At 40.3% G+C, this 14,353-nt stretch carries 10 protein-coding genes; 7 read left to right on the top strand and 3 right to left on the bottom strand.

Annotation, left to right across the window (positions count from 1 at the left end; all coding sequences use genetic code 11):
* Positions 1 to 96: 96 nt before the first annotated feature.
* Complete coding sequence (locus ACESON_RS01775; protein ID WP_177958758.1) at positions 97 to 1,914, bottom strand: phosphotransferase; 1,818 nt, start codon at positions 1,912 to 1,914, stop codon at positions 97 to 99.
* A 400-nt stretch (positions 1,915 to 2,314) separates the two neighbouring features.
* Here ACESON_RS01775 and ACESON_RS01770 point away from each other — a divergent pair, with 400 nt between their 5' ends.
* Positions 2,315 to 4,054 (top strand): cell wall-binding protein, encoded by a 1,740-nt coding sequence (locus ACESON_RS01770; protein ID WP_373108232.1) that lies wholly within the window; start codon positions 2,315 to 2,317, stop codon positions 4,052 to 4,054.
* 99 nt (positions 4,055 to 4,153) lie between these two features.
* Here ACESON_RS01770 and ACESON_RS01765 read toward each other — a convergent pair whose 3' ends face one another.
* Positions 4,154 to 4,957, bottom strand: coding sequence for a tyrosine-type recombinase/integrase (locus ACESON_RS01765; protein ID WP_373108230.1), 804 nt, complete (start codon positions 4,955 to 4,957; stop codon positions 4,154 to 4,156).
* A 233-nt stretch (positions 4,958 to 5,190) separates the two neighbouring features.
* On the bottom strand, positions 5,191 to 6,900 hold the full coding sequence (locus ACESON_RS01760; RefSeq protein WP_373108228.1) for a cell wall-binding protein: 1,710 nt from the start codon (positions 6,898 to 6,900) through the stop codon (positions 5,191 to 5,193).
* Positions 6,901 to 7,120: 220 nt separating this feature from the next.
* On the opposite strand from ACESON_RS01760, the gene ACESON_RS01755 reads away from it, so the two are divergent.
* From ACESON_RS01755 to ACESON_RS01730, 6 genes are all read left to right on the top strand, one after another.
* Positions 7,121 to 8,740: an O-antigen ligase family protein gene (locus ACESON_RS01755; protein ID WP_373108226.1), complete on the top strand. Its 1,620-nt coding sequence runs from the start codon at positions 7,121 to 7,123 to the stop codon at positions 8,738 to 8,740.
* A gap of 486 nt (positions 8,741 to 9,226) precedes the next feature.
* On the top strand, positions 9,227 to 10,624 hold the full coding sequence (locus ACESON_RS01750; RefSeq protein WP_373108224.1) for a sugar transferase: 1,398 nt from the start codon (positions 9,227 to 9,229) through the stop codon (positions 10,622 to 10,624).
* Positions 10,602 to 11,672: a glycosyltransferase gene (locus tag ACESON_RS01745; RefSeq protein WP_373108222.1), complete on the top strand. Its 1,071-nt coding sequence runs from the start codon at positions 10,602 to 10,604 to the stop codon at positions 11,670 to 11,672. Before ACESON_RS01750 ends, ACESON_RS01745 begins: the two co-directional genes overlap by 23 nt.
* Positions 11,669 to 12,463, top strand: coding sequence for an ABC transporter permease (locus tag ACESON_RS01740; RefSeq protein WP_177958586.1), 795 nt, complete (start codon positions 11,669 to 11,671; stop codon positions 12,461 to 12,463). Before ACESON_RS01745 ends, ACESON_RS01740 begins: the two co-directional genes overlap by 4 nt.
* Before the next feature lie 11 nt (positions 12,464 to 12,474).
* The gene (locus tag ACESON_RS01735; RefSeq protein ID WP_177958587.1) at positions 12,475 to 13,206 is read left to right on the top strand and encodes an ATP-binding cassette domain-containing protein; all 732 of its coding nucleotides are present in this window, start codon (positions 12,475 to 12,477) and stop codon (positions 13,204 to 13,206) included.
* Between the two features lie 10 nt (positions 13,207 to 13,216).
* Positions 13,217 to 14,353: a glycosyltransferase gene (locus tag ACESON_RS01730; RefSeq protein WP_373108219.1), complete on the top strand. Its 1,137-nt coding sequence runs from the start codon at positions 13,217 to 13,219 to the stop codon at positions 14,351 to 14,353.

The raw sequence follows: 14,353 nt of genomic DNA, 5'->3' as shown, positions 1-14,353 counted from the left end.
TTAAAAATATTGAACTGATTTTTATTATAGCACATCAGAGAATGGAAATAATAACAATTTTATTACAATATTTGTAAAAATTTATGCTATTCCGGATCAAATGCTGTCCGGATTTTCTTTGGAAGAAAAGAGCTGTTTCCAGAGAATATCAGCTTTTTTGTAATAATCCTTGGCATAGCGATACATAATCAGGGTATATTCTCCGAATTCTTCACCCAGAGAAGCCTTGTAAATGGCCCAGAGAGCCCAAAGAAATCCGCCGAGAGCTGCGTAAGAATAGATTACCATTCGTTCTTCATCATCCGCAGGACGTTCCAGATACAGCTCTGCCAGCTGATTCATCTGTTCTTCCGTATAATATACATAAATCGCACACATACTGATGTCAATCAGCGGATCACACATTCCCGCATATTCCCAGTCAATGAGACGTACAGAGCCGTCAGGGAGACAGATGAAATTATCAGGATTGCTGTCAATGTGAGAAAGGGTTTTCGGGCGGTCCAGATGCTCCAGCCGATTCATCAGCCGTTCCATTTTCTCCCGAACAGAATCATAATCTTCAAAAAGCGTTCCCTTTCCAGCCATACAGAGCCGCTCATAAAAATCAATTCGTTCCCGAATATCAAAGGAATGATTTACAGTCAGGCCAGAACCATGGAGCTTTCTGAGAATGGCCATGCAGGCTTTTATCTCTTCCGGATGATTCGCCCGGGCATTGTGGGAGCCTTCATAATATTCAGAAATTTTATAACCGGTTCGGCTGTCCAGATAAACGACATGTTCGGAAATCCCAAGATCACGAATCGCTTCATAGACAGCAGCTTCCTGGCGTCGGTTTACCAGAAGCTCAGAACCAGGACCGGGAATCCGGCAAATATAATGACGTTCTCCTACCTGAAAAAGGAAGGATTTGTTTGTCATTCCTGATTTTAAACAACGGATGTTGTGGATATCGGATTCGGGAATCTGAAAAACTGTTGATACCAGTTCCAGAGCTTTATTGTCTGAGCGTGTCTGATACCGGGGATCAAACTGTCTGAGCTCTTCCAGATTTTCAAATTCATAAATCTGATTTTCCGGCTGACGGTTAATATCCATTTCCAGATGGTGAATATTCTGCATCAGAATATGCTCCCAATAAAACTGTTCTGTTCCAGGTGTGTGATAAGCCTTTTCCAACAGCGGAAGAAACTTTTCAGAAAATTCTCTGGAAAAGTAAACAGGACCGTACATGACCCAGCAGTCACTGCCTCCGATTTGGATATCTGTGATTCGTCCCTTCTTATTATAAGAAAGAACCCATTCTGAGGTGTCTCCTTTCATATAGGAAGAAGCATACCAGGCGCCGCATTCATGAGAATGAAACATATTGTCCCGAATCCAGTTATCGGAGGACAGTACGTACATATTTCGCCCCTGAAGCACCTTTCTGGCCCGGTAGATGGTTGCCAGAGTATTTTTACAGGAATATTCCGGATTATAAAGCAGCTTTACCTGATATTTGTCAATCAGATATTCAAATTTTTCTTTCAAATAACCTACGGCAATTGTGATATCATAGACACCGGCTTCATGAAGCTGGCGGATTTGCCGTTCAATCATGCGTTCTCCAAATACCTCCAGAAGCCCTTTGGGAGTTTCAAAGGTCAGGGGAACAAAACGGGAACCAAAGCCTGCGGCAATAATCAAGGCTCCGTCTACCTGAAAATTTTGAAGAAACTCCAGCCCCTTATCGGTCAGCTCGCAGGTACCGGCTACACTTTTTCCCGGCGCCAGAAGTTTGTTTTGAATACATTCCTTAAGTAATGTGTTTACTGTACCCAGAGACAAATCCATTTTTTGCGCAAGCTCTCTCTGAGTACAGTGAGGATTCTCTTTTAAATAACGGCATATCAGGCCAGTTCGATTCATAATAACTCTCCTATTTCATTACAGCTGCCATATTGTTCAAAAAAATAAAAATAATAAAACTAATGAACAGTATAGCACATCATGGGATAAAATCCCAGTGAAAAAGAAGATTGTATGAATATTAATACAAATTGTGGAAAAAATACGGTGTTTGTAAGAATTTCGTAAGAAAACGCTTAGGGTTTCGTTATAGCATTTCTGGAAAAAGTATATTATACTGTCAAGTGTGATGGAGAGGTGGTAACTTCCCAGAATATCAGCAGTTTACATTTATTCCAATCTTAAGAAAAAATGTAAAAAAACTATTGATAATTTACCTTACAGGAAGTATAATTACCTCGTAATGCAATTTAGGAATTTCGAAAGAATTTCAAAAAAGAAAAAGGAGAGTGCATTCATTATGAGAAAGCAGACAAAAGTAGTTGCAGTTGCATCTGCAGCAGCCCTGCTTGCTATCGGCGCTTCCATGACTTCTTTCGCAGCTACTGGCTGGGTTGAGGAAGATGGACAGTGGTATTTCTACGACAAAGATGGCAACAGAGTAGAAGACGAGTGGAAAAAATCTGGTGACAACTGGTACTGGCTGGACAGCGAAGAAGGCGGAGCTATGGCAGTTGACAAACTGGTTGAAGATGACGATGACACCTACTATGTAGATGGAAACGGTGTTATGGTTACCAATACCTGGGTTAAGGTAGTAAACGAGGATCAGGATGATGACGACGATCCCGCTGAGTATCACTACTACTACATGCAGTCCAATGGTAAAGCTTACAAGGGCAACGGTACCAGCGTAAGCAAGAAGACCATCGACGGCAAGAGATACGCATTCGATGAGGATGGCGTTATGCTGTATGGCTGGGTAACCGAGTCCGGTACCATGGCTAACGGCGAAGACGAGTGGTCCGCTTCCGACGTTAAATACTACTTCGGTGGTTGGGAAGATGGTTCCATGAAGACTGGTTGGCAGAAGATTACCGTTCATGACAACGAGGACGGTAAGGATGACGACTATGACTATTGGTTCAACTTCAAGTCCAATGGTGAGAGACGTGCTCATGCTAACGCAGACGACACCTGGAAATCCAACAGCAGATACTACCACTTCGACGAGCGTGGTGTAATGGTATATCAGTGGTTTGAGACCGCTAGCACCAACTCTGCAAGTGCTTCTAACTGGGCATACTTCAGCAGCCCGGAGGATGGCGCTCGTGTAACCAAGGGCTGGTTCAAGGTAGTAGCTCCGACTGAGGATAACTCCTTCTTAGAGAGCGACGCTACTTTCGCTACGAAAGATTCTAATGACGAGTCTGAGAGATGGTACTACTCCGACAGCAAGGACGACGGCCTTGTAGTTGGTGAGATCAAGAAGATCAAAGGTAAATACTATGGCTTCTGGCCGGATGACGGTGTAAAGGGCGGTCGTATGCTGATCGGTCTGTGCGCACTGGAGATGAACAAAGAAGACGGCTCCAAGATCGATAAGGTTATCATGGACGATATGGACAGCGATGATCTGGACGATTTCATGGATACCTACGGAACCAAGTCTCAGGAAGAGACCGGTATCTACCTGTACTACTTCGGTGATGATGCAGACAGCGATGGTTCTATGAAGACCGGTTCTGTATCTGTTAACCTGGATGGCGATTCCTACAACTTCCTGTTCAAGAAGACCGGTGCTGCTGACAGCAGAGGCCGTGGTGTGAACGGTGTTGATGATGGTAAGTACATCTACAAGTATGGTCAGAAGGTAAAAGCTGACTCTGATGACAAGTATACTCTGGTATACGCAAATGGTAACATCAACGACAGCAACGTTGTAGTTGAAGACTTCGATAACGCTGACATCAAGGGTATCGATGGCGTTAAGGCTTTCGACCTGGCAGCTAAAAAAGACAGCGATGAGGATAACCTGAGAGGTTACTATGGCTTCGGTACCGCACAGGATGGTTGGTACCTGGTTAACACCAGCGGTAGAATCCAGACTGGCACCAAGTCCGGCACCAAGGATGGTTACGATATGTACTGGTTCATGTATAAGGACAACATTAAGTTCTATGCAGACGACAAGAACATCTCTGACTACGATGAGCTGAAGGGCAACGGCTGGCACACCTACTTCGACAACGCGAAATAATTTATTTCGAGGTTTTCGACAGGACGACTGGCTAACTGAATAGTCTATAAGGATCGGCTGACATTCTCATGTATATGAGAGGTCAGCCGGTTTTTTCTTTTACCAGTCAACAATCTGATTGATAATCGTTTTTTGTTCTGTACTTGTTTTCCTCAAATAACTTCTTGTCGTCTCAATACTTTCATGTCCCATTAAATCTGCCAGCATGGCAATATCGTTATATCGTTCCAGAAAACTTTTTGCAAAGCGGTGGCGAAAGGAATGGGGATAGACTACAGAGGGATCCAGGCCGTACCGGACAGCAAAATGCTTCAGCTGTCCTGCAATTCCCCTGGATGTAATACGTTCCCCATGTTTATTGAGAAAAATAAAACCACTTTGTCTGTTTTCTTCAGAAAGCCACTGCAGGGTTTCTTTTTGAAGTCTTGCAGGAATATAGATTCTGCGCAATTTTCCTCCCTTTGAATAAAGATCCAGATATCCCATTCGCACATGTTCTACCTTCATTTGAGTCAGTTCTGTAACGCGGGCTCCGGTTGCAGCGAGAAAACGAACGACAAAATACCAATACATTTCCTGATCCTGTTTGAGACAGTTTTTAAAATACAGATAGTCGGCTTCGCTGATTACATTTTCCAGAAAGGGCTTCTGCTGCACTTTTACGCCGCTTAATTTCCATTGTTCTTTATGGATGGATTCCAGATAGCAGTTGATGGCACGGATGCGCAGATTTACAGTCTGAGGCTTGTAATTTTCCATAAGAAAATATTTGTATTCCCGCAGATTTTTTCGGGTGAAAGTATGGAATTGGTTGTGATATTGTTCCAGCGTGCTCGTATAAGAGATAATTGTGTTTTGGGACAAGTTTTGATTCTGCAGATACTCTTTGAACGTCTCGTTCATTCTGTTTCCTCCTATTCCTATCTGTATTTTATTTCGATATTTCCACATAAACAGTCGTAATATCGTCCTATTATTATACAGTGAGGGAGAAATAAAGGGGAATAGGGAATTTTGAGTGGAAGAGGGCGGGAAAGGATAGCCGGAACAAAGTGATTTTGCAACATAAAAGAGGAGCTGTTGCACAATGTGCACAGCTCCTCCGTAGAGATGCTTAAGTCAAATTAGACTAAAAATTAATCATCCCAGCCTTCAAGTTCAGTTTCTTTCAGGTTTTTACTGTTAGCATAGTATTTTAAGCCACTGCCATCTTTGCTCTTCAGGGAGTACCAGTACCAGTCATCGCCATCCTTCTTAGCAGACAGCTTGCCATCCTGGATCTTACCGCTGGTATTAACGATGTACAGATTAGCATCAGCAAATCCTTTTACATAGCTTACAGTTTCATCATCACTGTTTGTAGTAGCGGTTCTTTCGTATTTCAGGTCACCCAACTCAATACCTTTATTATCACCATTGCCATTTGCAATGTTTCTGATATCGCTTCCGGTGAAGCTTTCAACAATAACATTGCTATCGCCAGTGTTACCATTTGCGTATACCATTAAATACTTCTCATCGCTGTCAGCTTTTACTTTCTGACCGTACTGATAGATATAATCATCATATTTACCGCTCAGACCACGACCCTTGCTCTCGGAACCACCATTTTTACCAAAGTAGAAGCTATAAGAATCGCCGTCCAGACTGATGTTAACGTTACCAGTCTTCATGGCACCGTCTTCACCATCACCGAAGTAGTACAGGAAAATGTCTTCCTGAGCCTCAGCACCATATTCATCCATGAAATCATCCAGATCATCAGAATCCATGCCTTTACCTAAAACTTCAACGATAGTGCTTCCGTCCATTCTCAGAGCACAAAGACCGCTCAGCATACGTCCGGCATTATCACCCTCTGGAGCAAATGCATAGTATTTGCCCTTGATCTTTTTGATTTCACCAGATACTAAGCCATCATCATCGGCATAATACCATCTCTCGGATTCATCATCAGAATCACCCTTTGCGAAGGTATCCTCAGTCTCTAAGAATGTGTTATCCTCAGTTGGCGGAGCAACCTTGAACCAGCCCTTTACATAACGAGCACCGTCTTCTGGACTACTGAAATAGTTCCAAGAAGAAGGAGAAGCCATATCAGATTCAGTAGCCTGATACCACTGGTAAATCATAACGCCTCTCTCATCGAAGCCGTAATATTTACCATTGATTTTCTTTTTCTCATTGTATCCACGTCTCTCACCGTTGGATTTGAAGTTAAACCAGTAATCATAATCATCTTCCTTGGAAGAGTCATACACGCTGATTTTCTGCCAACCAGTCTTCATGGATCCATCTTCCCAACCACCGAAGTAGTACAGTACATCAGAAGTATTCCAACCGTCATCATCATTGACCATAGTACCATCAGCAGTTACCCAACCATACAGCATACGTCCTTCATCATCAAATGCGTATCTCTTACCGTCGATGGTCTTCTTGCTAAGGTTGCTGGAAGAACCAGTCTGGCGATAAGCCTTACCATTGGACTGCATATAGTAGTAACGATACTCAGCGGGATCATCGTCATCATCCTGATCCTCGTTTACTACCTTAACCCAGGTATTGGTAACCATAACACCATTACCATCTACATAGTAGGTGTCATCGTCATCTTCAACCAGTTTGTCAACTGCCATGGCGCCGCCTTCTTCGCTGTCCAGCCAGTACCAGTTGTCACCAGATTTTTTCCACTCGTCTTCTACTCTGTTGCCATCTTTGTCGTAGAAATACCACTGTCCATCTTCCTCAACCCAGCCAGTAGCTGCGAAAGAAGTCATGGAAGCGCCGATAGCAAGCAGGGCTGCTGCAGATGCAACTGCAACTACTTTTGTCTGCTTTCTCATAATGAATGCACTCTCCTTTTTCTTTTTTGAAATTCTTTCGAAATTCCTAAATTGCATTACGAGGTAATTATACTTCCTATAAGGTAAATTATCGGAAGTAGATAATAAGGCGTTTGGGAATCCGCCGTTGCAGGATGAAGGGGAAAATGATATACTGTAAAAAGCGATTCAAAATCAAACATAAAACAAGACAGAAAATAGTAAAATGGAGGCATTTGCGATGGCAAAAACAGAGAACAGGAGAGTGGAGGACAGCTTTGTGACCACCTGCTCATCTATTATCAGCGGTACAATCACCTTCTTTCTTTTTATGCTGGTGACGGTATTTCCGTTGATTTACCACAGAGGCTATGCCGATATTCTGGAGACAAAATATTGGACCTATTGTGTGATTGCAATTGGTATGGCAGTGATTGTGGGAATATTGGCGCTGATTATGCTGCTGGTTGATAAAAAAGAAAACAGCGGTATTTATTCCGGCGAGCTTTTTTCTGCATTAAAGCCCAGGAACTGGAAGAAAACCTTCACTTTGGCAGATGCAGGTGTTATAGCCTTCTGGGCATTTGCAGGAATTTCCACACTCCAGTCTGAGTGGCTGTATGAAGCATTCTGGGGAAATGAAGGAAGATACTCCGGGTTTTTCCTGATAACGATTTATGTGGTGTTTTATTTTATAGTCAGCCGGTACTGGAATGTAAAAACGTGGATTCTGGAAGCTTTTCTGGCAAGTGGAATGATTCTGTGCCTGATTGGAATTACGGATTATTTTCAGCTTGACGTACTGAATTTTCGAGGAAATATGAGACCGGAGCAGTCCGCCATTTTTACCTCAACAATTGGAAATATTAATACTTACACAGCATATGTGGCGATTGTGATGGGTGTTGCAGCTGGAGGATTTGCAGCGGCAAAAGGGAGGCTTCAGACGATTTGGTATTATGTCTGCATGACCGTGGCTTTTTGTGCAATTATTATGGGCTGCAGCGATAATGCGTATCTGGCGTTGGGCGCTATGTTTGCTTTTCTGCCGTTTATTATGTTTTCTACCAAAAAGGGGATTCTGCGGTATGGAATCATGGCGGCCACATTTGCCACCGTGATTCAGTGCATTGACTGGATGAATCAGGCGTTTGCAGATATGGTAATAGGTCTGGACAGCCTGTTTGGAATTCTTGCCGGATTTTCCGGGCTGCCGGTTGCAGTTTGTGGACTTTGGTTGATTGTGGCGGCTGTGTATATCTGGTGCCGCCGGGGAACAGAGCAGGAGGAGAGAATCTGCGGGTATCTGGTAAAGACCTGGGGAATTATGACAGCCGCTGCAGTTCTGGCTGTGATTGGAATGGTATTTGATGCCAATTTCAACGAAAATGGCGCACGATATGGGGCTCTGGAAAAATATCTTGTGTTCAGCGACAGCTGGGGAACAGATCGGGGATATATCTGGAGAAAGTCTATAGAAGTATACCAGGATTTCCCGATTCTCCATAAGCTGTTTGGCTACGGGCCGGATACCTTTGGAATTCTGGCAACCAGAGGATTTATGGGGGATATGCTGGAAAAGACAGGCCTTGTTTTTGATACTGCGCACAATGAATACATTCAATATCTGCTGACCATAGGGCCGATTGCTTTGCTGGGATACCTGGTGTTCCTGGTTGGTTCCTGCAGGACAATGGTGAAGGCTTATCGGAAGAATCCCTATATCCTGGCCTGCATGACAGGAGTGCTTTGCTACGGAGTACAGGCGATTGTAAACCTGAATCTTCCAATTGTTACACCGATGCTGTGGTTCTGGCTGAGTGTGGGGATTGGCCTGGTCAGAAGAAATAGAGAGTGTTAGAAAGAAGCAGAGCAGCTTTAGACGGAAGAAGCGTGGAAAATCAGATAGAGGAATCCTGGCGTTTAGACAGTAAGCTATAAAAACATAAGAAAAGGCTTTGGGGGATTTTTGGCGGTCAGCCAGAGAGAGCCCCAGGGCTTTTTTCATATCATAGGAAAATTCAACCTGTGATATAAAAGTGCTCCGAAAAGATGCGCGATACACGCCAGAGAAAATGGTAAAATTCTCCTTTATTAATAAATAATTAAAGGATTTCCAAATGTTTTCGTCCATTGTAAAGTTGCGAAAAAGGGCATTAAATGTTATACTGTACTGAGATTTTATATGCTTTTTATGTAGGAAATATGCGCAGAATCCTGCAGCTGCAGGATTCTTTTCTATAGAGAAGGATGGCTGTTTTGAATGACGAATTTCCCTGCCGGATAGTCCATTTAAGAGAAAGACAGCTGAATCGTTACAGAGATATAAGGAATTGAGTGAATATAAATGAAGAGAAACAGAAAAACAAGAGAGCGGTATAAGCGACTGATTAAGCTGAGTTTTGCTGCTGTGATGCTGCTGGGACTTTGTATGCTGTATGCTGTAGCCTGGAGCGGTTATTATAATAAGGCAATTTTGCAGATGCCGTTTTATCGCCGTGGAAACTGGATGATGATTCTGATATATGGAATTCTTCTGGTCTTTTTCATGAATACATACGGTGGATTTAAAATTGGATATCTGAAAAATGGAAACCTGATCTATTCACAGATTATGGCGGTATTGTTTACGAATCTTGTGACCTATCTTCAGGTGGCAGTCATTGACCGAAGACTGGTAAATCCGGCATATCTGCTTCCTATGACAGGCCTTGAGCTTATATTTATTGTAGTCTGGACAATGATATTTCAGATGATTTACCGGAATATGTTTCCGCCCCGGAGAATGCTTTTTATTGAGGGAGATCGGAAGGATTATCATTTGATGGATAAAATCAATGCACGGGAAGATAAATATCAGATCTGCGAGGTTGTTTCCTATAAAAAGAATCTGGAAACAATCAAAAAGAAAATGGAACTGTATGATGCAGTGGTGATTGGCGATATGCCTTCACATGAGAGAAATCTTCTGCTGAAATACTGTTATATTTCAGGAATCCGCAGTTACAGTGTGCCGAAAATATCCGATGTACTGTTGCGCAGCTCGGATGAGCTGAATCTTTTTGATACACCACTTTTGTTGTCGAGAAATATGGGGCTTAGTGTGGAGCAGGAATGGATGAAGCGGGCAGAGGATTTGCTTATTGCTACATTGATGCTTCTTGTGTTTTCTCCTATATTTGTGCTGGCAGCTGTTGGAATTAAATGTACCGATAGGGGACCTGTTTTTTATAAGCAAGAACGGCTGACAAAAGATGGAAAGCATTTTATGATTTATAAGTTTCGTACTATGGTTGTAGATGCAGAGAAAATGTCAGGACCAGTCTTAGCGTCAGAACGGGATCCGAGGATCTTGCCAATAGGAAAAATATTACGGGCAACTCGTATGGATGAATTACCTCAAATACTAAATATTTTGAAGGGTGAAATGTCATTAGTAGGTCCACGCCCGGAACGTCCAGAGTTAGCAGCTGAAATAGAACGAGAGATTCCTGAATTTCGATATCGATTAAAAGTGAAAGCAGGACTTACGGGATTTGCTCAGGTTTATGGAAAATATAACACGAATTCTTATGATAAACTGAAATTGGATTTGATGTATATTAGAAAATATTCATTAATGCTGGATTTGAAGCTGATTCTTATGACACCAAAAATTATGTTTTTGAAAGAAAGTACAGAAGGCGTAAGTATAGAATCAGAAATTTCAGATAGGAATCAGTATGATAGAAGAAAAGATGGATAGAAAAAAGAAAAGAAGAATTGCACATGTATTGAAATCATCAATTTATTCTGGTGCTGAAAACGTAGCTTTGACTATTATAAAGGGACTTCAAGAGGAATATGAATTTGTATATATTGCTACAGAGGGACCAATTAGGGAAAAGCTAGAGGAAGAAAAAATTCCCTTTATATTATTGGAAAAATTTAACAGACGAAATTTAAAGAACGCGTTAAATAGAATTCAACCTGATATAATACATGCTCACGATTTTTCAGCGACAGTGATGAGTTTATTATGTGGAAATTATCGTGTGATTTCTCACTTACACTACGATCCACCATGGGCCAGAAAATGGGATTTAAAAACAATTATTTTTGCTGTTTTAGGAAAAAGAATTGAAAAGATTTTAGCAGTATCTCAGCGGGCTTATCAAAATCTTGTGTTTTCTGACATTTTAAAAAATAAAATGCAGATGATAGGAAATCCTATTGATAAGGAGTATATCTTGTCTATGGGAGAAAATGAGAAAAGAAAGCAATATGATATTTTGTTTGTGGGGAGATTTGCAGAGCAAAAGTCTCCACAGACATTTATTGAAATTGTGCGGAGACTAACGGCGACAGGAAAACCTGTTCGATGTGCTATGGTGGGAGCAGGGGAGTTAGAGGAAGAATGTAAGGCTCTGATTAAGATGAACAATCTGCAGGATAATATAGAACTTCTTGGATTTCAGAAAAACCCCTATCAGTTTATGAAAAAATCAAAGCTTTTATGTGTTACATCTTTATGGGAAGGATATGGATTGGTTGCAGCAGAAGCCAATATTTTGGGCGTTCCAGTTCTCTCAACAAGGACAGGAGGTGTTACAGAAATATTTGGAGAAAATGCAATAGAATTATGTGCGGATGAAACAGATTTTATTAAGAAAATTTTGCTTCTTCTGAATGATGGGCAGGAATATCAAAAGTGGCAGGAAAGAGCTTTGGAAAGAGCTGAGGGATTTATAACTCCAGAAGAATATATTAGGCAACTACGAGTAATTTATCAAGAGGAAATAGAAAGCATATGAATACATTAAAAGGTTTAAAAGTAAGATTGGATGTGTTTTTTCAATATAAAGATTTACTGTATAATCTGGTATCCAGAGATATAAAAGTGAGATACAGAAAGTCTTTTCTAGGAATGCTGTGGACGGTATTGAATCCGTTATTAATGATGATTGTTATGACAATTGTATTTTCTACGCTGTTTAAATCAACAATTGAGAATTTTCCCATTTATTTTTTGGCTGGAAACCTTATTTTCACGTTGAACTCTGAGATTACTAATAACTGTACCTATGCAATTATTGGTAATGCACCGTTGTTAAAGAAAGTATATATTCCCAAATACTTATTTCCATTATCTAAGGCGGGATCAGCATTAGTGAATTTAATATTCTCATTGATAGCAATGTTTTTGGTCATGATTATATTAAGAGTACCATTTTTGCCGACACTGTTATTGCTGCCGATTCCAATTGCCTATGCATTTTTGTTTTCTGTGGGGTTGGGATTATTGCTGTCTGCAGTAACCGTTTATTTTAGAGATATCGCATATTTTTATTCTGTATTGTTAATTGCATGGAACTATTTTACTCCTGTATTTTATCCCATTGAGATTTTGCCAGATTTTGCAAGAAAATTAATGCAGCTAAATCCATTATATCATTATATTGACTATATGAGAAATTTGATTTTACATGGCACTTTTCCGAGCTTAAAGGAAAATTTGGTTTGCTTAATGATGGGAGTTATAATGGTAATAATCGGAATGTTTGTTTTTTATAAAAAACAGGATAACTTTATTTTGTATATCTAAGAGGAACTGAGATGGAGAACACGGTTGTAAAAGTAGAAGATGTATCGATGATGTTTAATATGAGTCAGGAAAAGGTTGACAATATTAAAGAATACATCATAAAAATGTTAAAGCATGAACTGATGTTTCATGAATTTTGGGCTTTGAAAAATGTATCTTTTGAATTAAAAAAAGGAGACTCATTAGGAATTGTTGGATTAAATGGCTCAGGTAAGAGTACTCTCTTAAAAGTAATTGCAGGAGTACTAAAGCCAACAAAAGGTCACGTAGCAACCATGGGAAGTATAGCCCCATTAATTGAGCTTGGCGCTGGTTTTGATGATGATTTATCAGCAGAAGAAAATATTTTATTAAATGGTTCTATTTTAGGATATTCAAAAGAATATATGATGTCCAGATATGATGATATTATTAAATTTGCAGAATTGGAAGGATTTACAAACACAGCTTTAAAGAATTTTTCATCAGGAATGAAGGCGCGTCTGGGGTTTGCAATTGCTACTATGAATATTCCGGATATTCTTATACTAGATGAGGTATTAGCGGTAGGTGATTTTAAGTTTCAGGAAAAGAGCTTTGCTAGAACGAAAGAGATTATCAATTCGGGAACGACAGTACTGTTTGTTTCCCATTCTGTCAACCAGGTGAGAGATATCTGTAATAAGGTATTGTGGTTGGATCATGGTGAGGTAGTGATGTTTGGAGATACTGAGACAGTATGTTCTGCGTATGAAAAAATATAAGAGAGTATAGATGAAGAAAAAAATTTTATTTGTAATTACACAGTTTTATAAAGGTGGAGCAGAAACATCTTTGCTGAATCTGTTCCATTGTCTGGATTCACAGAAATATGAAGTGGATTTTTTGGTACTAAATCAAATAGAATACCAGGATGCAACTTCTCTTATGGGGGAAGTGCCGGAGTGGATCCATGTTTTTGATGCAGTAAAGAATCGGGGGAATGGAGTAAAGTTAGAGCAGTTGGCCGGAAAAATATACCGCCGCCTTTTTCATACCGAGACCTATGTTAAATCAGCAGTCGATTTTGTAAAGAATCGAAAATATGATGTGGCGATTTCTTTTGGAGAATGGCTGTCACCAGCCTTTTTGGTAAAAAAAGTAAATGCTGTGAAAAAATATGTGTGGATTCATATTGATTTAGACAAAGCGGATTTTGTAAACAAAGAAGAACTGGTGAAATATGATTCAAGAATTACGGGATATATTTTCGCTTCTGAGAAATCGCGGCAGAGTTCCATTCATCGTTGTCCTCAGATGACAGAAAAATCTATAGTTGTACATAATATTCTAAATAGGCAAAATATTTTATCTCGCTCTGCAGAAGATGTTACTTTACCTCAGGCGAACGATTCCTTTTTATTAAGTGTTGGAAATCTGAGAGTAGAGAAGAATTATCCAAGACAAATCGAAGTTATGAGGATTTTGAAGAAGAAAAAAATTCCGATTAAATGGATTTGTATTGGCTCTACGGTAGATAAAAATGTATATGGAGAAGTATCTGAGCTTTTAGAGAAGTATCAATTAAAGGATGATTTTATTTTGTGCGGTGCAGATGATAATCCATATAAATATATGAAACGGGCAAAGGCTGTTATGGTATTGTCTGATCATGAGTCGTGGTCACTTGTTATATCTGAGGCTAAATTACTGGGAGTTCCGGTGATTGCAACGAATACTTCTGGGGCACAGGAGCAGATTGTTAATGGAGAAACAGGAATTATTACATCATTTCAAGTTGAGGAAATTGCAGAGGAGATTGAGGAGTTTTTAAACGATTTGGAACTTCAAAATAAGATTAAGAAAAATTTGATATTGGATAATACTCAAAATTTGGGAATATTGGAGTTTGAAGATCTGTTGGAGAGATAA

The organism is Lachnoclostridium sp. Marseille-P6806, from assembly GCF_964238185.1.
Lineage (GTDB): Bacteria > Bacillota > Clostridia > Lachnospirales > Lachnospiraceae > Brotaphodocola.
Note: the sequence above shows the minus strand (reverse complement) of the source record. Positions and strands in the feature narration are given on the sequence as shown.